This is a genomic window from Pseudomonas sp. PDM26 (assembly GCF_019219185.1).
GTDB lineage: Bacteria > Pseudomonadota > Gammaproteobacteria > Pseudomonadales > Pseudomonadaceae > Aquipseudomonas.
The window spans coordinates 159,834-178,884 of sequence record NZ_JAHUWC010000009.1 but is presented as its reverse complement, the minus strand read 5'-3'; the positions used below and the strand labels follow the sequence as shown (position 1 = coordinate 178,884).

Annotated in this window: 21 protein-coding genes; all 21 read left to right on the top strand. The window is 61.5% G+C overall.

Annotation, left to right across the window (positions count from 1 at the left end):
- Positions 1–204 precede the first annotated feature (204 nt).
- The 21 genes from KW849_RS18765 to KW849_RS18665 all read left to right on the top strand — a co-directional run bounded on the left by KW849_RS18765 (position 205) and on the right by KW849_RS18665 (position 19,045).
- On the top strand, positions 205–804 hold the full coding sequence (locus KW849_RS18765) for a terminase small subunit (RefSeq protein WP_218430765.1): 600 nt from the start codon (positions 205–207) through the stop codon (positions 802–804).
- A 3-nt stretch (positions 805–807) separates the two neighbouring features.
- Entirely contained in the window at positions 808–2,808 is a 2,001-nt protein-coding gene (locus KW849_RS18760; protein ID WP_218430764.1) for a phage terminase large subunit family protein, read from the top strand.
- A 46-nt stretch (positions 2,809–2,854) separates the two neighbouring features.
- On the top strand, positions 2,855–3,061 hold the full coding sequence (locus KW849_RS18755; protein WP_027923826.1) for a phage head-tail joining protein: 207 nt from the start codon (positions 2,855–2,857) through the stop codon (positions 3,059–3,061).
- Entirely contained in the window at positions 3,061–4,545 is a 1,485-nt protein-coding gene (locus tag KW849_RS18750; RefSeq protein ID WP_108217337.1) for a phage portal protein, read from the top strand. Before KW849_RS18755 ends, KW849_RS18750 begins: the two co-directional genes overlap by 1 nt.
- On the top strand, positions 4,542–5,696 hold the full coding sequence (locus KW849_RS18745; RefSeq protein ID WP_108217338.1) for a head maturation protease, ClpP-related: 1,155 nt from the start codon (positions 4,542–4,544) through the stop codon (positions 5,694–5,696). The genes KW849_RS18750 and KW849_RS18745 overlap by 4 nt, the downstream gene beginning before the upstream one ends.
- On the top strand, positions 5,693–6,037 hold the full coding sequence (locus KW849_RS18740) for a head decoration protein (RefSeq protein WP_218430763.1): 345 nt from the start codon (positions 5,693–5,695) through the stop codon (positions 6,035–6,037). Before KW849_RS18745 ends, KW849_RS18740 begins: the two co-directional genes overlap by 4 nt.
- A 63-nt stretch (positions 6,038–6,100) precedes the next feature.
- On the top strand, positions 6,101–7,096 hold the full coding sequence (locus KW849_RS18735; protein ID WP_218430762.1) for a major capsid protein: 996 nt from the start codon (positions 6,101–6,103) through the stop codon (positions 7,094–7,096).
- A 2-nt stretch (positions 7,097–7,098) separates the two neighbouring features.
- The gene (locus tag KW849_RS18730) at positions 7,099–7,413 is read left to right on the top strand and encodes a hypothetical protein (protein WP_218430761.1); all 315 of its coding nucleotides are present in this window, start codon (positions 7,099–7,101) and stop codon (positions 7,411–7,413) included.
- A complete protein-coding gene (locus KW849_RS18725; RefSeq protein WP_218430760.1) occupies positions 7,410–8,045 on the top strand; it encodes a hypothetical protein in 636 nt (211 codons plus the stop codon). Before KW849_RS18730 ends, KW849_RS18725 begins: the two co-directional genes overlap by 4 nt.
- Positions 8,038–8,601, top strand: a complete 564-nt coding sequence (locus KW849_RS18720; protein ID WP_218430759.1) for a hypothetical protein — start codon at positions 8,038–8,040, stop codon at positions 8,599–8,601. The genes KW849_RS18725 and KW849_RS18720 overlap by 8 nt, the downstream gene beginning before the upstream one ends.
- Positions 8,568–9,128, top strand: coding sequence for a phage baseplate assembly protein V (locus KW849_RS18715; RefSeq protein WP_218430758.1), 561 nt, complete (start codon positions 8,568–8,570; stop codon positions 9,126–9,128). Before KW849_RS18720 ends, KW849_RS18715 begins: the two co-directional genes overlap by 34 nt.
- A 57-nt stretch (positions 9,129–9,185) precedes the next feature.
- Positions 9,186–9,407, top strand: a complete 222-nt coding sequence (locus KW849_RS18710) for a hypothetical protein (protein WP_218430871.1) — start codon at positions 9,186–9,188, stop codon at positions 9,405–9,407.
- A gap of 13 nt (positions 9,408–9,420) precedes the next feature.
- A complete protein-coding gene (locus tag KW849_RS18705; protein WP_043302559.1) occupies positions 9,421–9,747 on the top strand; it encodes a GPW/gp25 family protein in 327 nt (108 codons plus the stop codon).
- Positions 9,744–10,622, top strand: coding sequence for a baseplate J/gp47 family protein (locus KW849_RS18700; RefSeq protein ID WP_218430757.1), 879 nt, complete (start codon positions 9,744–9,746; stop codon positions 10,620–10,622). Before KW849_RS18705 ends, KW849_RS18700 begins: the two co-directional genes overlap by 4 nt.
- 1 nt (position 10,623) lies before the next feature.
- Positions 10,624–11,235, top strand: a complete 612-nt coding sequence (locus KW849_RS18695; RefSeq protein WP_218430756.1) for a phage tail protein I — start codon at positions 10,624–10,626, stop codon at positions 11,233–11,235.
- Positions 11,228–13,870 (top strand): phage tail protein, encoded by a 2,643-nt coding sequence (locus KW849_RS31880; protein ID WP_218430755.1) that lies wholly within the window; start codon positions 11,228–11,230, stop codon positions 13,868–13,870. Before KW849_RS18695 ends, KW849_RS31880 begins: the two co-directional genes overlap by 8 nt.
- Positions 13,870–14,457 (top strand): hypothetical protein, encoded by a 588-nt coding sequence (locus KW849_RS18685; RefSeq protein WP_218430754.1) that lies wholly within the window; start codon positions 13,870–13,872, stop codon positions 14,455–14,457. Before KW849_RS31880 ends, KW849_RS18685 begins: the two co-directional genes overlap by 1 nt.
- A gap of 102 nt (positions 14,458–14,559) precedes the next feature.
- Positions 14,560–15,723, top strand: a complete 1,164-nt coding sequence (locus KW849_RS18680; RefSeq protein WP_218430753.1) for a phage tail sheath family protein — start codon at positions 14,560–14,562, stop codon at positions 15,721–15,723.
- 12 nt (positions 15,724–15,735) lie between these two features.
- Positions 15,736–16,239, top strand: coding sequence for a phage major tail tube protein (locus tag KW849_RS18675; RefSeq protein ID WP_218430752.1), 504 nt, complete (start codon positions 15,736–15,738; stop codon positions 16,237–16,239).
- 11 nt (positions 16,240–16,250) lie between these two features.
- Entirely contained in the window at positions 16,251–16,559 is a 309-nt protein-coding gene (locus KW849_RS18670) for a phage tail assembly protein (RefSeq protein WP_008020753.1), read from the top strand.
- 143 nt (positions 16,560–16,702) lie between these two features.
- The gene (locus KW849_RS18665) at positions 16,703–19,045 is read left to right on the top strand and encodes a phage tail tape measure protein (protein WP_218430751.1); all 2,343 of its coding nucleotides are present in this window, start codon (positions 16,703–16,705) and stop codon (positions 19,043–19,045) included.
- Positions 19,046–19,051 lie beyond the last annotated feature (6 nt).

Below are 19,051 nucleotides of genomic sequence, written 5' to 3'. Positions count from 1 at the left end.
TCGACTGAAAGTCAGTCGGGCCGTGGCTTTCAGCTTGGTTAACTAAGGCAGTTAACCAAGAGTTAACTAAGCAAATGACTGAAAGGCTACGGATTTGGCTGAAAGCCAAGCGGGCCGTGGTCTTGAGGTGGTTAACCTAGGAGTTAACCGACTATTTTACTCGGTTAACTCTCGGCGCAGCCGGGTTCACCGTAAGGCATGGACATGACAGCACTCACCAAAGCGGAGTTCGCCGCTCGCCAAGGCTGGTCGAAACCCTATGTGTCGAAGTTGGCCAAGAGCGGTCGTCTGGTTCTGATGGCGGACGGCATGGTGGATGTCGAGGCCACGGACCGATTGCTGTTCAGCACCGCGGATCCGAGCAAAGCCAACGTGGCGGCGCGGCATGAGCGCGAACGAGTACAGCGTAGGCCGGAAGGCACTACCCCGGCACCCCAGATCGAATGCGAGCCTTCAGCCGTTCTTTCGCACCAGGCGCCATTGTCCGTCGAGGGCATCCCGGACTTTCAGGAGTCGCGCGCCTATCGCGAGTTTTATGAGTCACGCCTGACCGAGAGCGAGTTTCACAAGAATCGTGGCGCCCACGTCGAGTTGGAGGCCGTTAAAACGGCGGCGTACACGACCGGGCGGATGTTGCGGGATCTGTTGCTGGGTATGCCGCCACAGTTGGCCTCCGAATTGGCCGCCATGAGTGATCACTGGCAAATCGAGAAGCACCTCACCGCCGCACTGCGCCGCGTGCTGGACGATGCCGAGCGGATGTCCTCGACTGACCTCATCCATTCTTTGACTGCAGCGAGCTAATCCATGTCAGCGGAAATGCCCGACGGTGCAGCGGTGTACCGGGAGGCGTATTTCCGCGGGCTACGGCCAGAGCCGGATGTCTGGATCGATCAGTGGGCTGACGAGTTCATGCGCATCCCACGGGACGCCGGGGCCGCCGAACCCGGACAGTACCGCACGGCGCGTACGCCGTATGCCCGCGAGCCCATGCGTTGTTTGTCACCAGCCCATCCGTGCAAGCGCGTGGTCACCATGGTGGCCTCGCAGTTGATGAAAACCCAGATCGCCTTGAACTGGATCGGCGGCCTGATCCATATGGCACCGTCCAACATTCTCACGCTGTTGCCCAGCCTGGGGTTGGCCAAACGAGTCTCGTCGCGCATCGGCAAGACCATCAAGGCCACCCCGGTGCTGCGCGAACGAGTGGCCGCGAACCGTTCGCGGGATGCGCGCAACACCATGGACACCAAAGAGTTTGAAGGTGGTTCGCTGTATGTCACCACCGCGGGCTCAGCGGCGAACCTTTCGGAGTTGTCGGCCCGGTACATCTACGGCGATGAGGTGGATCGCTGGGTGGTGGACGTGGGCGAGGAGGGCGATCCGATTGAACTGGCTGAAACTCGGGGCAGTACGTTTGGCCGTAACGCCAAGTTCTACTTTTCCAGTTCGCCGACGATCCGAGGCGCCTCGCGCATTGCCGATCTGTTCGAGACCAGCGACCAGCGTTTTTACTACGTGCCGTGCCCGAATTGCGGGCACATGCAAGTCCTGGAATGGGAACGCCTGCATTACTCGGCGGATTGCCAATTGGCACACTACGAGTGCGCCGGGCCGAACTGTGATGTGCTGATCGAGGAACACCATAAGGGTGAGATGTTGGCCAAGGGCGAGTGGCGGGCGCATGCCCTGGGTGATGGTGAAACCGTCGGCTTCAACCTCAATGCGTTGTACTCGCCACCCGGCTGGACAGGTTGGGCCGCTCTGGCCAAGCAGTTCGAGAAGGCCAAAACAGCCATGTCCCGTGGTGATCTTGAGCCAATGCAGGTGTTCTATAACACCCGTCTGGCCAAGGTCTGGGACAGCGCCCAAGAGCAGACCAAAGCTGATGTGCTGATGGCTCGGGCACGCTTGGAGACATACGGGCTGGGGGCAATGCCGTCCGCCGTGCTGATGCTCACGGCCTCGGTTGACGTTCAGGCCAACCGGCTGGAGTTCATGGTGGTGGGCTGGGGCGCCGGCATGGAGCGCTGGATCATCGACTATCAAGTGATCTGGGGCGACCCCTCCGACGATCGAACCTGGTCAGTGCTCGACGACAAACTCAAGGCACGTTATCCGCATCCGTGTGGTGCGGAGCTGACGATCCGGGCAGCCGGCATTGATTCCGGCGGCAATCACACCGACGAGGTGTACCAGTTCTGCCGGCTGCGGCGCTGGCGCAATATCTTCGCGGTCAAGGGCGCGAGCAAGCCGGGTCGCCCGGTGATTGCACAGCGGCCATCGATGATGGATGTTACCTGGAAAGGCCTGACCGAGCGCAAGGGTGTCGAGCTGTGGTTCGTCGGCACCGACACGGCCAAGGACTGGATCTACAACCGCTATCCGGTGGAAGACGGTCCCGGTGCGCTGCACTTTGCCAACGACCTGCCGGATGATTTTTTCGCCCAGTGCGTGGCCGAGCGCAAGGTGACTCGCTACGTCAAAGGCTACAAAAAAATCGAATGGGTCAAGGGCAAGGCGGAGCGCAACGAAGCCCTCGACTTGATGGTGTACAGCCTGGCAATGGCGCATTACTTGGGACTGAACCGTTACAAGGAGCACGACTGGGAAAGGGTGAAAAACGCCCTGTTGCAGGCGGCGCCTCCGGGTGAAAAAGCCGTTGCAGTCGAACGCGTCCGCGCTCCGGGGCCACCATCGGCTGATCCCGTATTGCCACCGGCCAAGCCGGCAACAGTACCGCTGCCCATTGCACGGCCTGCACAGCGTCGAAGCTCCAGCAGCGGCTACCTCAAAAAACGGCGCTGAGTGGAGGCACTGTTGCATTTGTATTTCTTCTTGAGAGCGATTCCCCATGGCCTTTACCCAACAGCAACTCGATGCGGTCGAGAAGGCAATTGCGCGCGGCGAGAAAATCGTGCGCTACGCCGATCGCAACGTCGAGTACCGCGACATCGACGAATTGCTCAGGGCACGCGACGAAATTCGTAGCTCGTTGATCGCGGCGGCCGGACCTCGTTCGCGCATCGTACGGCTTTACCATGGAGGCAAGGGACTGTAATGGCTCGTCACTTTCCAACATTGGGCCGCAGCGGTTTCTTGATCCCGTCGAACATCAAGGCCAGCTATGAAGGGGCTGCTGAAGGGCGCCGCTCTGCCAGCTGGGATGCTCCCGACGCCGGTTTCAACAGCATTGCCATTCCGGCGCTGCGCAACCTGCGCTCGCGTTCCCGCGCGGCGGTGCGCAACGACCCGTACGCCTTCAACATCATCGACAAGCGGGTCAGCAACCTGATCGGCACCGGCATCACGCCGCGACCGAAAACCCAGGATGACGAGCTTCGGCATCTGCTGCAGGAACTCTGGGCTGATTGGACCGAAGAGTCCGACGCCGATGGCCTGACCGACTTCTACGGACAGCAGGCGCTGATTGCCCGGACAGTGGAAACAGCCGGTGAGTGTTTTGTCCGCCTGCGCCCGCGCAGCCTCGATGAGGGGCTGGTGGTGCCGCTGCAACTCCAGGTGCTGGCACCGGAGTTTGTGCCACACGACAAATCCGAAATGGCCCGTAACGGCAACGTCATTCGCGCCGGCATTGAGTTCAGCACGGACAGTCGCCGGGTGGCGTACTGGATGTATCGCTCGCATCCCGGCGATGCCGCGTCGTTGAACAGCGGCTACAACCAGTTGGTGCGCGTACCGGCCAGCCAAGTGCTGCACATTTTTGAGCCGGTCGAACCGGGTCAGCTGCGTGGTTTGCCGCGTTTATCACCGGTGCTCAAACGCCTGCGCAGCCTGGACAACTATGACGATGCGGTGTTGTTCCGCCAGGAGGTGGCCAACCTGTTCGCCGGTTTTATTAAAAAACCTTCACCGGATGACATCCAGACCCCGGTAGACCCGGTGACCGGTGCGCCGCTGAACCTCGCTTCGGATGGTTTCACGCCCATGGTGGCGTTGGAACCCGGGACCATGCAGGAGTTGCTGCCGGGCGAGGAGGTCGAGTTTTCCTCGCCGCCAGATGCCGGCAACAACTACCCGGATTTCATGCGTCAGCAATTGATGGCGGCGGCGGCCGGCGCCGGAATGCCGTACGAGATCCTCACCGGCGACATGCGCGAAGTGAATGACCGAGCGCTGCGGGTGGTGCTCACTGAGTTCCGGCGTCGACTGGAGCAGCTGCAATTTGGTGTGTATGTGCACCAGTTGTGTCGCCCGGTGCGGGCCGCGTGGATGGACATGGCAGTGCTCAGCGGCGCCGTGTTGTTGCCGGACTACGCCAAACGCCGCCGTGAGTACCTGCGTACACGCTGGGTGCCACAAGGCTGGGCGTATATCCATCCGGTTCAGGATGTTCAGTCACGCACGATGGAAGTGAACGCCGGCTTTGCCTCGCGTAGCGAAATGGTCCTGCGCACCGGTTATGACGCCGAAACGGTGGACGAAGAAAACGCCGCCGATGCCGAGCGCGCTCGCGGTAAAGGTCTTAATTACAGCACGCTCGTCGAACTGCTCCAGGCGTTCGACGACAAGGAGCAGACATGAGCAAGAAAACGCCGCCGCGCATTTACAACAAGGCCGGCCAGCGGGTGCCGGTGCAGGACAAAAGCTGGTACGCCGTGCATGCCAGCGGTGAAGCCACCGAGCGGCTGATTGAAGTCTTTGTGTACGGCGAGATCGGCACCTGGGGCATTACGGCCAGTCAGTTTATGCAGGATCTGCGCGCCGTCGATGATGGCGTGTCGCCGGTGATCGCGGCGTTCAACAGCATCGGCGGCGACCTGTTTGACGGGTTGGCCATGCACAACACGTTGTCACGGCTGGGCGAGCGTTGCACGGCACGAATCGATGCCTTGGCCGCGAGCGCGGCCAGTGTCGCGGTGTGTGGTGCCCACAAGGTGGTGATCGCGTCCAACGCCATGCTGATGATTCATAACCCATGGACCTACGCGGCCGGCGACGCCGATAGCTTTCGCAAAGTGGCCGATGTCCTCGACCAAACCATGGAGGCGATCATCGCGGCCTACAAAGCCAAGGCACCGAACATTGATGAGGTGGAGTTACGGGGTTTGGTGGCTGCCGAAACCTGGTTGACCGCCAGTGAGGCGGTTGCCTTGGGGCTGGCCGATGAGGTGGGCGATGGGGTGCAGGTCAAAGCGTGTCTGGGGCAGGGCGGGGTGATGCAGCGTTACCAGCACACCCCGGCTGAATTGCTGGCCCAGCTCGATGAGTTGCCTGACCCAGATCCGGAGTCGGAGCCGGCGCCAAACGATCCACCCGCACCCGTGGTCGACTCGGCCAAGCTGGCGCTACTGATAACTCAACGTTGCGCGGAGGCGGGGATCAGCAACCTGGTCGCGCCGTTGCTCAGTTCGACCCAACTTGAAAGCGAAGAGATTGTCTTGGCGGGACTGACCCGGGCCAAGGCGGTGCATGACCTGTGTGTCGCGGCAAGGCTGCCAGAACTGGGCGCCGAATACGTGGCAGCGGGGCTGGATGAGCCGGCGGTACGCGCGCGGCTGTTCGACAAGATCGTCAGTAGCGGCAACGGTTTCGAAATCGACAACAGCGTGCCCCTCGACGAGGACCCAGCACCGAAGGTGCAGGCGAAACAACCGAATCCGTCTTCGATTTGGGCAGCCCGTCAGGCCGTCCATGCGGGGCAATCCAACAGTGCAAAAGGAGCACGAGCATGACCGTAAAGTACGAAACGCTACACGCCGGCGAGTTTCTGCTCTCCGAAGGGGCCGGGAAGATCTCTCGTGAATCCATTCTGGTGGCCGCTGGTGCCGCACTGAATGCTGGCCAGGTACTGGGGCTGGTCACGGCGACCAATGAGTTTGCCCCCTACGATCCCGCCGCCACCGACGGCACCGAAGTGGCGGCCTGCATCCTCTACGGGCCACTGGGCGAATCGACCGAAGAGCGTCGCGCCAGTGCAGTGGTACGGCTGGCCGAGGTCAGCGAGGTGCATTTGACAGGTTTTGATGCTGAGGCCGAGGGTGCCTTGGCGGTTCAGTTTGTGATTGCCCGCTAAGGCATTTCCCTTTCATCCAAACCCCGCCTTGAGCGGGGTTTTGCTTTTCCGGAGAGTTCCTTTATGGCCGACATTGGCATTTTTACCGACGATGTTTTTTCCGTGTCTTCGCTGACCGCGGCGATCAATGAGCAGGAATACCTGCCGGGCCGCATTAGCAGCCTTGGCCTGTTTCGCGAGGAAGGGATCAGCACCCTGACCGTGCAGATCGAAAAGGACGGCAACACCCTGACCCTGGTGCCGGCGGGTGAGCGCGGCACCTCGGGTCTGGTCGTGGGTGCAAGCAAACGTCAGATGATTCCGTTCAACACCGTGCACCTGCCGCAGCGTTTCACCATCAAGGCCGACGAGATCCAGGGCATTCGCGCCTTTGGTACGACCACCGAGTTGCAGGCCGTGCAGGGCGTAGTGAACACGCGCCTGAGCAAGGCCAAACGTCAGCTCGATGCCACCCATGAATTTCAACGCATGGGCGCGCTGAACGGCCTGGTGCTGGACGCGGATGGCTCGACGGTCCTGCTGAACATTTATCAGGCGTTTGGTGTGGAGCAACAAAGCTTGTCCATGGGCCTGAATGACTCGGCCACCAAGATTCGGGTCAAGTGCGCCGAAGCGCTGGACATGCAGGACGATGAACTGGGTAGCGTCACCAGCTCGGGCGCGCGGGCCTTCTGTGGCAAGAATTTCTGGAACAAGCTGATCACACACAAATCGGTTGAGGAAACCTACCTTAATACGATCCAGGCAGCCGAGTTGCGTGGTGATGCGCGGGACAGCTTCGAGCTGGGCGGCATCGTCTGGGAGCGCTACCGCGGGCGAATCGCTGGCGTGTCGTTTATTCATGACGATACAGCCCTGTTGATTCCCGAAGGCGTGCCGGAGCTGTACATCTCCTGCTTTGCTCCGGCGGATTACATGGAAACGGCCAACACCCAAGGCCTTCCGTATTACAGCAAGCTGGAACCACTGCCGTTCAACAAGGGCATGGCCGGTGAAGCCCAATCCAATCCCTTGCACCTGTGCACGCGGCCACGGGCTCAGATCCTGCTGACACTCTGACCATGGCCTTTCGAGACCTGGTCGCGGAGATCGACAGCGTGGTGTTCGACACCCTGGCCGATGTTGCCTTCATTGAAGGTCGGCGCGTGCTGGGCATGTTCTCGGCGCCTTGGTTGCAGCCCAAAATCGGACGCTTGAACACCGGTCTGCGCGAGCCGTGCTTTCACATTCGGGTCGCCGATGCTCAGGGCGTTGAAAAAACGCAGGCGGTGCACATCGATTTACCAGTCCTGGACGGTGGTGGCGAGTACACCCTGATTCACCTGGAGCCGGCGGGTGATGGTCTGGTGGCCTTGTCGTTGAGGTTAAAAGCATGAGTACCGTGCCGGTTTCGCTGCAGTTTTCCGCAGACGATATGCAGGCTTTTAAACAGTTGGCCAAGGTGATGCCCAAGGCGGCCGCCGCGGCGCAACGGCGGGCAATCAACAAGACCTTGGGCTGGCTGGCCACGCACATGGCGCGGGATGTCAGCAAGCAGGAACGAATCGCCGTTCGGGCGGTGCGTCAGCGTCTGCGCAGCTATCCCATCAAAGGCCAGGGCCAGTTGGGCAAACTCTGGTTTGGCACCAACCCGATGGAGGCCAGCCGGGTAGGCAATCCCCGGCAGGGCAAGGCTGGTGTCTCGGTGGCGGGGCGGCGCTACCAGGGAGCCTTTTACAAGCGTGTGTATGGCAACAAGGCGGATATCTGGATCCGCACCTCCAGCAAACATTTCAACCCGGATGACTATCCCGGCAGCAGCGCGTCCGCGGGTGGAGGCACAAGTTCGGGCTGGATCGCGGAAAACGACAATCGCTTTCCACTGGCCAAGGCCAAGGTCTCGCTCGAAGACGTTGAAGGTCCGTTTTACACTTGGGCCAACAAGGCCGACGAGCGTCTACTGGTCGTGTTCAAACAAGAGATGAACTTTGAACTGCACAAATACCTGAAGGGGAGTGCCCGTGTCTGATCCTGCCTTTTCGCTGGATGCGTTGTACGCCGCCATCGAGGACCACATCCGCCAGGCACTGCCCTCGGTGCGGTTTGTGGCGACCTGTCCGGACATTCAGGACCGGATAGCGTTGCCGGCGGTATTTCTCGAGCCGGTTGAGTTTGAGCCCGGGCCCGACATCGGCACCGGTGAAACCGTGTTGATCCAGCGCTTTGAAGCGCGGGTCATTGTCGCGCCCGAGTTGGCCCGCCATCAGCAACTGGGTGCGCAGTTGGCGGCACAAATTGCGGTTCTATTGCGAGCGCAGACCTGGGGGCTGGATAACGTCGAACAGGCGCAGTTCGTCGCCTCGCGTCAGGACTGGACCAAACCCGAACTGGATGGCTACACCGTGTGGACGGTGGAGTGGACCCAGCAGATCTACCTCGGTGAGGTTGAGTGGCTTTGGCCTGTCGAGCCCCCGGGCTCCCTGTACCTGAACGTCGATGGCTGCATCGGTACCGGCAATGAAGATCACTACTTTCAACCGGAGGATCTGGCATGGGATACGCCAGCGCCGAACACGACCGGATGATCGCGGCGATGCTGATGCCCTGTGTGGTGGTCGGTGTCGATCTGATGTCCGGTCGGGTGCGGGTCAAGGCCGGAGCTTGGGTCAGTGCCTGGGTGCGTTGGCATAGCCTGGCCGCTGGCAAAGCCCGCCACTGGCGCGCGCCGAGCATGAATGAGCAGGGCGCGCTGTTCAGCCCCAGCGGTGATCCGGCCATGGGCACCTTTATCCCGGGGCTGTATGGCAACGCAGGGGCGCCGCCGGACAACCGTGATCACGTCGAGGCCTGGTATTTCGACGATGGCGGCTCGCTGGTCTACGACTGGCAAGCCGGCAGCTACAGCATCGCGTTACCCGATGGCAGCCGAGCGACCATCACGGTCGGTGGCTCGCAGTTTGACGTGACGCCTGATCAAGTGCGGGTGACCGCCAGCAAGATCACGCTAGCGGGTGAGGTGAGCATCGACGGTGCGTTGAGTGTGTCCGGCGACATCACCGGCGCCGGCACGATCATGGATGCCGGGGGTAACAGCAGCAACCACTCGCATTGAGTGAACATTCACCTTCAGCCCGCCGCGCGCGGGCTTTTTCATGCTTGGAGAAAAACCATGACGAGTAAAACCAAGGAAGCCTCGGCCGCCACCGAAGCGCCCGCGCCGGCCACGCTGAGCTTCTTTCGCGACACGCTGTACAGCTCGCGGGTGTTGGTCCTGCTGGAAGCCGGGCGCACCTTGAAAGTCGAAAAGGGCCAGGTTGCGGTGGCCTCGGATGACTCGGTCGCGCTCGAGTATTTGCGCGGTCGCAAGGATTTTGTCGCGGTCGAGGACTGATCCCATGATCGGGATGATCGGACTGGACCGCCGCACCGGCCAGCTCATTTCCGGCCTCGATCACCTGCGCCAGTCCATCGAGGACATTTTGTCGACGCCGCTGGGGAGCCGGCGCATGCGCCCGGAATACGGCAGTAAGCTGCGGCGCTTTGTCGACCTGCCGGTCAATGACGGCTGGAAGAGTGCCGTGCAGGCTGAAGTGGCCAGCACGTTGGGCCGTTGGGAGCCACGTCTGAAGCTGGGGCGAGTGCGCGCGGTGGCCATCCTCGACGGGCGTATCACATTTGAGCTGACTGGGCAGTACCTGGGCAGCGACGTGACTTTGGAGGTGTCCGCATGACCATGGAACTGGCGGCCCTGCCGCCGCCGCAAGTGCTGGAGGACCTCGACTTTGAGGAGGTTTACCAGGAGAAACTGGAAGCCTTCCGCCTGAGCATGGGCGACAACTGGAGCGCGGAGCTGGAAAGTGACCCGGTGCTCAAGCTGATCGAGCAGGCCGCGTACGGCGCCTTGCAGAACCGGGCGCGGGTCAACGACGCGGGCAAGGCCTTGCTGTTGGCCCATGCCGAGCGGGCCGACCTCGATCACCTGGCCGCCAACGTCAACCTGCAGCGCCTGGTGATTCAGGCCGGGGATCCGAGCACGGTGCCGCCGACGCCGCAGGTGCTCGAAGAGGACGATGCCCTGCGCGAGCGGGTGCAGCTGTCGTATGAGGGACTGACCACGGCGGGGCCGCGCAACAGCTACATCCTGCATGCGCGTAACGCCTCGGGCCTGGTGGCCGATGCCACGGCGGAAAGCCCGTCGCCCGCCGTGGTGGTGGTCACCGTGCTCAGTCTCGACGGCAGTGGCGCGGCCTCGCCGGAACTACTGGAGCAGGTCCGCCTGCACCTGAATGACGAGGACGTGCGGCCGGTGGCCGATCGGCTCACGGTGCAGAGCGCCGTGGTCATCGACTACCGCATTGCAGCGGTGCTGTATCCGCAGGCTTCCGGCCCGGAAAACGAGGCCTACCTGGCTGAAAGTGAGAAACGCCTGAGCGAGTGGATCAACCCGCGCCGCCGCCTGGGGATGGAAGTGGCGCGCTCGGGGGTCGATGCGCAATTGCACGTACCCGGCATCGCCCGGGTTGAGCTGCTGGGCTGGACCGACATCAAACCGAGCAAGGCCGAGGCGGCGTATTGCACGGGTTACAGCGTGACGCTGGGGGCCTGACATGAGCAGCCAGTTACCGCTCAACTGCACGCCACTGGAGCTGGCCGTGGAAGCGGCCAACTACGAAAACACGCTGATCCCGCTGCGCAGTTTGTACAACGCCGACACCTGCCCCGAGCACTTGTTGCCGTACCTCGCCTGGGCCTGGTCAGTGGACCGCTGGAACAACAACTGGACACCGGAAGCCAAGCGCACGGCGATCCGTTCCGCGTACGACGTGCATGCACGCAAAGGCACAATCGGTGCGCTGCGGCGGGTGGTCGAGCCTTTGGGTTACCTGATCGACGTCGTGGAATGGTTCGACACCGTGCCGGAAGGCGTGCCCGGTACCTTCGCTCTGGAGGTTGGGCTGAATGACGCCGGCATCACCGAGGAACTGTACGAGGAACTGGCGTGGTTGATCGACGACGCCCGTCCGGTCAGCCGGCACATGACCAACCTGGCGCTCAGTCTGCAGACCGTGGGCATGCTGGGCATTGCCGTGTGCGTGCAAGAAGGTGAAGAGATCGACGTGTACCCGCCGGCCCCGAAAGACATCGACGTGACCGGCACCTTTGGCCCGGCGCTCTGCGTCGATGAAACCGATACTTTGGACGTTTATCCCTATGATTGATAAGACCAGTCAGTTTTTTGCCATTCTCACGGCGATCGGTGAAGCCAAACACGCCAATGCCATCGCCATGGGCCTGGACTGGATGTTTACCGAGATGGGCCTGGGCGATGCCAACGGCACCGACCCGATTCCCGATCGTCTGCAGACCCAGCTGATCCACGAATGGCGTCGGGCGCCGATCAACCAGATCCGCGTCGATCCGGCCAACCCCAACACCGTGATCACCGAGCAGATCATTCCGCCCGAAGTGGGCGGTGAATGGATTCGCGAGATCGGCCTGTACGATGTCGACGGCGACCTGGTGGCGGTGGCCAACTGCGCGCCGAGCTACAAACCGTTGCTGGACCAGGGCAGTGGCAAGACCCAGGTCGTGCGCATGAACTTCATCGTCAGCAGCTCGGCGAACATCGTGCTGAAGATCGACCCGGCCGTGGTGTTGGCCACGCGTGAATACGTAGACCTCAAGATTCAGGAGGAACTGGCCAAACTGGATCACAAACAGTCAGCGCGGGTGGCGGCCACCGCCGCCATTGCCCTGAGCAATGTGCAGACCATCGATGACGTGGCTGTGGTCGTTGGCGACCGGGTGCTGGTGACCGCCCAGACAGAAGCCCAGGACAACGGCCTGTATGTCGTCAGCGCCGAAGGCTGGACGCGGGCCGCCGATGCCGACAACAGCCTGGAAGTGACACCGGGGTTGTTTATTCACGTCGAGCAAGGCACGACCAACGGCGACAGCCTCTGGCAGTTGATCACCAACGCGCCGATCACTCTGGGCACCACCGGTTTGCAGTTTGAAATGATCGCGGGCGGCAGTGGGGCCGGTGTGGGCACGTTTCGCAGTGTCACCGTCGATGCCCTCGGGCGTGTGGTTGCCGGTACCAACCCGACCACCCTGGACGGCTACGGCATCACCGATGCCCTGGCAGTGAGTGAAAATCTCGCCGATATCGAGGATGTGGCTGAGGCTCGCGACAACCTTGGGTTGGGAACCGCCGCGATGGCGGACGTGCAATCCGATCTGGACGATGCCACGGTGGATGCGCTGATGAAGGTGGGCGCCTTTGGCTTGGGTGGGGCGGGCATCAGCCTGCCGGCAGGTACTGACCTCAACACCATCCGAACCAGCGGTTTTTATCGCCTCGAAGGCACGCCGGAAAACGGGCCATCGGGCGGCACCAACTCCGCGTTGATCGTCGGCAATGGGCGGGACGTGACGCTGCAACTGGTCGTGCAATACAACACCGGGGTGTTGTTCACACGCGGTGGCAGCGGTTCCGGATCAACCTGGTCGGCCTGGAAAACGCAGTGGGACAGTGGTTCGTTGATTAAACAAACGAACACCACCGATGCTGGCGCAGGGCGCGTATTGCTCAACGGTGCATTTGGCGTCGGAGGAGTAGCCCCCAATTTACCGGGCAATGACTTCAACGCCGCGCAGGTCGGTGGCACCTATACCTATACGGCCGACACCCTGAACCGTCCGAACATCTCCGGCGGTGATCATGGGCTGATGGTCCACATCGAACGATCGTATGGCAACCTAGCCTATCAAGAGGCGCGGGTGGCGAACAGCGCGAGCGCCTACCGTTACCGAACAGGGGACTTTGCCACCGGAGCCTGGAGCGACTGGCAGAGCGTGTGGGACTCCAGCAATCTGGTTAAACAAACCTCTACCCAAGATGACGCACCAGGCCGTGTATTGCTCGCGGGGGCATATGGCTGGGGCCAGGGGGGGATTGTCCTTCCCGAAGGCACCGATTTAGACACAATCACCACCGCGGGCATTTACCGGGTGAACCCCGGCCCGAACGTTCCAGAGGGCGGTCAATTCTCCCCCATGCTGGTTACGGTCAGTCAAGACACCCTCTGGCAACAAATCATCGGCTATAACACCGGTACAACTATTACTCGTGGCGGTGTTCAGACCCCAGAGGGATACGTATTCAGTGCGTGGGTAACGGGCTGGGACACGAGTAACTTTGACCCTGCTGCGTACCAACCTGCGTTGGGCTTCACTCCCGTGCAGCAAGGCGGGGGGGCGGGTCAAGACGCCAATAAAATCCGCATCGGCTATCACAATGCCTCGGGTCAAATAAAAGTACAGGTTGATGCGCAGGATTTCGGGGCGCTTTGGACCCAGACCAATTTTGATCCTGCTTCCATATTTGCCGTCCCTGTTGGCGTGCCGTTTCCATGGCCAACCGCTACGCCACCCAACAAATGCGTTTTGATGGGGGGGCAGCCGTTCAATGTCGAGTGGTACCCGGCATTGGCAGCCGTGTATCCCAGCGGCTTCCTGCCAGACATGCGCGCCGAGTCGATTCGTGGATTGGATGGCGGGCGCGGAATCGACCCCGACTCTGGGCGGCCCGTGTTGAGCCTTCAACTCGACACGCTGCAAAATATGACGGGTGAACTCAGGCTACAAGATGACGATTCGATGTTGCTGGTGAATACCGCGACCGGCGTATTTACGGCTGGTGGTTACATGACGAGTGATATCCCTGCTGCACCACGAGTCAGTACAACGGGCTACATGTCTGTAACTTTCAATCCATCGGCCGTCGCCCGTGTGAGTACGGAAACCCGTATGCGTAACGTGGCGTACAACTACATCTGCAGGATGTATTGATGACTACTTTAGTGAATGGTTTTTTTGATGAGAGCGGTTGGATCGACGTTTACACGTTCAGTGAAACCACTGGTGAATACCTCGGAAAGAACGAAATCTATGTGAGCCGTGGCTGCGGTCTACCGGCTGGCGCAACGCTGGATGAACCACCACAGGCTCCGGAACAACAGGTGGTCGTTAGGCAACAGGATGCATGGGGTGTCGTGCCCGACTTCCGGGGCGTGGCTTTCCGCACCACTGACGGTGCCGAGGTGACGCACTCGATGCCTGGCGAGTTACCGGCCGAGCTGACGACCTTGCCGCGACCGAGTGCGGCCTATGTCTGGAATGGTCTTGTTTGGGTACTGGATACCGCGCGCGATCTGGTGCTACAGAGCCAGCGAGAACGGTCATGGATCGAAAATGAACTGCATTGGGCGGGCCGAGAGATCGACAAGCATCTGGATGCTGACCCGGCTGCGCTGAATACCGAACTCGCCTGGCGCGCCTACCGCAATGAACTGCGGGCCTGGCCTCTTTCGTCAGACTTTCCAGCCAGTGATAAACGGCCGTTAAAGCCGGACGGACTGACCCGCACCGCGTCCTGACGCCCCGCATTGCCGGGGCGTTTTCTTTTCCATGCTGCAAGTCACCGCACATCCCCACGGCCTCGCTTATGCGGGGCTTTTTCGTTTCTGGAGCATCACTCTATGAGTTTTTTTCACGGCGTCACCGTGACCCTGGTGGATACCGGGGCCCGGCACATCGCCACCCCGTCCGCGTCGATCATCGGCCTGTGCAACACCTTCACCGTGGCGCCGCCGGCCACTGCCGCTGCCAACGAACTGCTGCTGATCACCCGCGAAAGCGAAGCGGTCGCGGCCTGGGGCCCGGACGCCGCGATCACCCAGGACTGCAAGGCCATTTTCAAGCGGTCCAAGGCGGTGATTGTCGCCGTTGGGGTGCCGCTGCTGGACGACCCGGCCGAGCAGCTGTCAGCGATCATCGGTGGCGTTTGGGCCGACGGCACGCGTACCGGTATGCAGGCGTTGCTCAACGGCAAAAGTAAGTTCAACGCCCAGCCACGGTTGTTGGTGACTCCGGGGTACTCGTCGACGCTGGCGGTGGCCACCGAGCTGGTGGCGCTGGGTGACAAGATGCGGGCGATGGCCATCCTCGACGGGCCGAACACCACCGACGAAGCGGCGATTGCGTATGCCGATAATTTCGGCAGCAAACACGCCTACATGGTCGACCCGGGCGTGCAGTTCTGGGATACCGGCAGCAGTGCCACGGTCAATGCACCGGCATCGGCCTGGACCGCCGGCCTGTTTGCCTGGACCGATGCCACCTATGGTTTCTGGGCCTCGCCGTCGAACAAAGAGTTTGTCGGCATCACCGGCACCACGCGGCCGATCGAGTTTCTCGACGGCGATGCGTCCTGCCGGGCCAACCTGCTGAATAACGCCAACATCACCACGATCATTCGTGACGACGGCTATCGCCTGTGGGGCAACCGCACACTGTCCAGCGACCCGAAATGGAAGTTCGTCACCCGCGTGCGCACGCTGGATATCGTCATGGACGCCATCCTCTACGCGCACAAATGGGCAGTCGACCGCTCGATCACCGCGACCTACGTCAAGGACGTGACCGAGGGCCTGCAGGCGTTTATGCGCGACCTGAAGAACCAGGGCGCGATCATCAACTTCGAGGTCTATGCCGACGAAGAGCTGAACACTTCCAGCGAACTCAGCGACGGCAAGGTGTACTGGAACATTCGTTTTACCGACGTGCCGCCGGCCGAAAACCCGAACTTCCGCGTGGAGGTGACCGATCAGTGGATCACTGAAGTGCTGGACACCGCTGCCTAAGGAGGCCGCTTTATGATTCCGGAAGTGCTCTACAACACCAACCTGTTCGTTGACGGTATCAGCCTGCAAGGCGATGTGCCGAGCCTGACCCTGCCCAAGTTGACCCTCAAGACCGACGAGTACCGCGCCGGCGGCATGGACGCGCCGGTGGAGATCGACATGGGCACCGAAAAGCTCGAAGCCAGCTTCATTACCAATGGCGTGCGCCGCGAGGTGCTGAAGTTTTTTGGGCAGGCCGATCTGACCGCGTTCAACGCCTCGTTCCGCGGCGCCTTCAAAGGCCAGAAAGGTTCGATCAAGTCGGTGGTCGCCACCCTGCGGGGCAGCCTTAAGGAAGTCGATCCGGGGGACTGGAAACCGGGTGAAAAAGGCGAGTTCAAGTACGCCATCGCGGTGACCTATTACAAGCTGGAAATCGACGGCAGCGTGATGTTTGAACTCGACCCCCTCAACTCGATCCGCGTCATCGACGGCGTTGACCAATTGGCCGCTGTGCGGTCTGCCCTGGGCATGTAAGGAGCACCACCATGAGCAACGCAAAAGACAATGTTCTGCCCAAGTGGCTGCAACTGGGCGATGGCATCGCCACCGTCATCTTATCCAAACCGAGCGAGGCCAATGGCATCAAGGTCGACAAGCTGACCCTGCGCGAGCCGACGGTGCGTGAGATGCGCGCCGCGACCCTGCAGGGAGGAAGCAACGAAGAAGAACAGGAAATGGTCCTGTTCTGCAGCCTGGCGAGCATCGGCCGCGCGGATCTGGAGGGGCTGCTGATGCGTGATTACCGTCGTCTGCAGACCGCCTATTTTCGTCTGGGAGCAGACGACGGGGTTTAACCCCCGGCTGCAAAAGGCCCTGGCCAAACGCTTGGCCGTCGAGTTGAATTTTTCGGCGACCGAGATTCAGGAGTTGTCGTTTTCCGAGATGGTCTGGTGGCTCACGGACTGAGCCCATCCCCCTCTGCACACAGGTACCCTGCATGGCGAACAAACTCTCGCTCGGGCTGGTGATTGGCGGCGCGGTCGATTCTTCACTCGGCGCCGCCTTCAAGAATGTCAGCGGCGAAATGAAAAAGCTCGAGGCGCAAACCACCCGCGCCAAGGGCTTGCAGAAAGTCATCGGCGAGACCATGCGTCTGCGCGATGAATGGAAAAAAGCTCACGACAGCGGGGCGGCCAATGCCGACGCCTTGCTGCGCAAACTGGAAACCAACACCAACAGCTTGCGCAAGCAGGGTGTCGAAGTCGGGCGCCTACGTCAGGAGTACCTGGCGTTGGGCAAGGTGGTGCGCAGTGCTGAGTTCAAAGCCAAGGGCATGGGGCAGGTCGAAGAGGGGCGGGAGAGCCTGCGCAGCGGATTTGGCACGGCGGTGGCCGGTACCACGTTGGCCGCGGTACCGACCAAGGTCAGCGCGGATTTTCAGGCGATCATTCGTGACATCGCAATCAAGTCCGGTACCGCCAACACCCAGCAGGAAATGGACACCGCCCGGGACATCGTCCAGACCTCAAAAGACACCGGCATGGCCAACACCCAAGTGGCGGACCTGGTGAACCAGCTGGTCGGTGGCGGCCTGGAGTTGGCTGAGGCGCTGAAGTACGCCCCGGTGGCCGCCAAGTTTGCGGTCGGGCAGGGCGCGTCGGGCACCGACACGGCAAAGATGATTCTGGCGATGCAGAACAACGCCAAGATCACCGACCCGAAAAAAATGGAACAGGCACTGGCGTCGGTCGCGCTATTGGGCCAGCAAGGCAGCTTCGAAGCGGCCGACATGGCCAAGTGGTTTCCGGAGCTGTTGGCGCAGATGGCCAGCAGCGGCATTACCGGTCAAGACGCGGTGACCCAGCTCGGCGCCATGCTGCAGGTGCAGATCAAGAGCGCCGGCAGTGCCGATGAGGCGGCAAACAACCTGAAAAACTGGATTGCGAAAATCGGTTCAGGGGAAACGGTCAAAGGTTATGCCGATGCCGGGATCGACTATCAGGGCTCGATGAACGCCGCCATTGCCAAGGGCCTGTCAACCTTTGAAGCCAGTTTTGAACTGGCTCGCCGGTATGTGGAAAAGACCGACCCGACAAAGGCCAAGCAGCTGAGTCAGGGGCTGACCCAGATCAGCCAAGAGACGGACCCGGCCAAGGCGCAAGCGATGGCCGATGCCTTGGCCGCCACTTTGCGTACCGGCGATCTGTTTGCCGACATGCAGGTCAAGACGGCCCTGATGGCGTACACGCAGAACAAAAAATTCTACGCGGAGCTGAAAAAAGGCGCTTCGGACCCCGACGGCCCGCGCAAGGACATTCTCGACAAGAACCTGAACGAACGGCGCGAAAGCTCGTCGCAACGTTGGGCCGAAACCGGTCAGGCGTTCAACGATTCGCTGCGGGCCATCGGTGATGCCCTGCGTCCGGCGACGGATGCGCTGGCCACCGGTATCGGCGGGGCGGCGCGGGGTTTGACCGCCTTGTCCGAGGAAACGCCTAAAGTGGTGCTGGGCCTGGCGGCGCTGAGTGCCGGAGCGTTGCTGGCGGGCAAGGCCTGGGCCGCACTGAAGATCGGTCGGGGGGTGCTGAACATCGCGCGCGGTTCGGCCGGCGACCGGTCCAATATCGTGCAGCGGGTGTTCGTGACCAACGCGAATGACGGTGATGACGACGGGCTGGATCACGATTCAGGTCGAAAGGGAAAAGCCCCTGCAAGTCGGCCGTCCCGTGGCATGAAAGTGGGCGGGGCGCTGGCGGTGGTCGGTGCCGGCGTTCAGATGCTGGACACTTACCAGAACGCCACTACCCGTGATGAAAAGGCCGAAGGCTACGGCGAGGCGGCAGGTAGCTTGGCCGGTGGCTTGGCGGGTGCAGCGGCCGGCGCGGCTATCGGTTCGATCATTCCGTTGCTCGGTACCGCGGTGGGCGGAATGATCGGTGCCTGGCTCGGCGCGTGGGGCGGTGGTGACGTGGGCGCGACCATGGGTAAGGCCTTGTTTGGCGGGCCGGACACGCCAATCGTACCCAAAGCACCGCTCGGCCTCTTTCCCATGGCTGCCGGTCAGGGGGTTGGCGCGGTCGTGCGCTCGATGGACAGCGTCCCCACCGCGCCGGTCACGGTGGCGGCATTGATGTCGAGCACCGCAGCTAAGGCACCCGAATGGCCGAAGGTCGATCAGCAATTCACCTTCGCACCGGCCCCGGTGTTTCAGGTGCACGGCGATGTGAAAGACCCGGCACAGTTGGTCCAAGAATTGATGCCGTACCTGCGCCGTCAGTTTGAAGACTTCGCCCGGGAAGCCCGTGCCCGGCAGTTGTTTGATGCACCCCACGTGGGTTGAGGACGT

Excerpts from the sequence above, each read along its gene's own strand:
- KW849_RS18765 (WP_218430765.1), top strand. The coding sequence starts at position 205 with ATGACAGCACTCACCAAAGCGGAGTTCGCCGCTCGCCAAGGCTGGTCG.
- KW849_RS18760 (WP_218430764.1), top strand. The coding sequence starts at position 808 with ATGTCAGCGGAAATGCCCGACGGTGCAGCGGTGTACCGGGAGGCGTAT.
- KW849_RS18755 (WP_027923826.1), top strand. The coding sequence starts at position 2,855 with ATGGCCTTTACCCAACAGCAACTCGATGCGGTCGAGAAGGCAATTGCG.
- KW849_RS18750 (WP_108217337.1), top strand. The coding sequence starts at position 3,061 with ATGGCTCGTCACTTTCCAACATTGGGCCGCAGCGGTTTCTTGATCCCG.
- KW849_RS18745 (WP_108217338.1), top strand. The coding sequence starts at position 4,542 with ATGAGCAAGAAAACGCCGCCGCGCATTTACAACAAGGCCGGCCAGCGG.
- KW849_RS18740 (WP_218430763.1), top strand. The coding sequence starts at position 5,693 with ATGACCGTAAAGTACGAAACGCTACACGCCGGCGAGTTTCTGCTCTCC.
- KW849_RS18735 (WP_218430762.1), top strand. The coding sequence starts at position 6,101 with ATGGCCGACATTGGCATTTTTACCGACGATGTTTTTTCCGTGTCTTCG.
- KW849_RS18730 (WP_218430761.1), top strand. The coding sequence starts at position 7,099 with ATGGCCTTTCGAGACCTGGTCGCGGAGATCGACAGCGTGGTGTTCGAC.
- KW849_RS18725 (WP_218430760.1), top strand. The coding sequence starts at position 7,410 with ATGAGTACCGTGCCGGTTTCGCTGCAGTTTTCCGCAGACGATATGCAG.
- KW849_RS18715 (WP_218430758.1), top strand. The coding sequence starts at position 8,568 with ATGGGATACGCCAGCGCCGAACACGACCGGATGATCGCGGCGATGCTG.
- KW849_RS18710 (WP_218430871.1), top strand. The coding sequence starts at position 9,186 with ATGACGAGTAAAACCAAGGAAGCCTCGGCCGCCACCGAAGCGCCCGCG.
- KW849_RS18705 (WP_043302559.1), top strand. The coding sequence starts at position 9,421 with ATGATCGGACTGGACCGCCGCACCGGCCAGCTCATTTCCGGCCTCGAT.
- KW849_RS18700 (WP_218430757.1), top strand. The coding sequence starts at position 9,744 with ATGACCATGGAACTGGCGGCCCTGCCGCCGCCGCAAGTGCTGGAGGAC.
- KW849_RS18695 (WP_218430756.1), top strand. The coding sequence starts at position 10,624 with ATGAGCAGCCAGTTACCGCTCAACTGCACGCCACTGGAGCTGGCCGTG.
- KW849_RS31880 (WP_218430755.1), top strand. The coding sequence starts at position 11,228 with ATGATTGATAAGACCAGTCAGTTTTTTGCCATTCTCACGGCGATCGGT.
- KW849_RS18685 (WP_218430754.1), top strand. The coding sequence starts at position 13,870 with ATGACTACTTTAGTGAATGGTTTTTTTGATGAGAGCGGTTGGATCGAC.
- KW849_RS18680 (WP_218430753.1), top strand. The coding sequence starts at position 14,560 with ATGAGTTTTTTTCACGGCGTCACCGTGACCCTGGTGGATACCGGGGCC.
- KW849_RS18675 (WP_218430752.1), top strand. The coding sequence starts at position 15,736 with ATGATTCCGGAAGTGCTCTACAACACCAACCTGTTCGTTGACGGTATC.
- KW849_RS18670 (WP_008020753.1), top strand. The coding sequence starts at position 16,251 with ATGAGCAACGCAAAAGACAATGTTCTGCCCAAGTGGCTGCAACTGGGC.
- KW849_RS18665 (WP_218430751.1), top strand. The coding sequence starts at position 16,703 with ATGGCGAACAAACTCTCGCTCGGGCTGGTGATTGGCGGCGCGGTCGAT.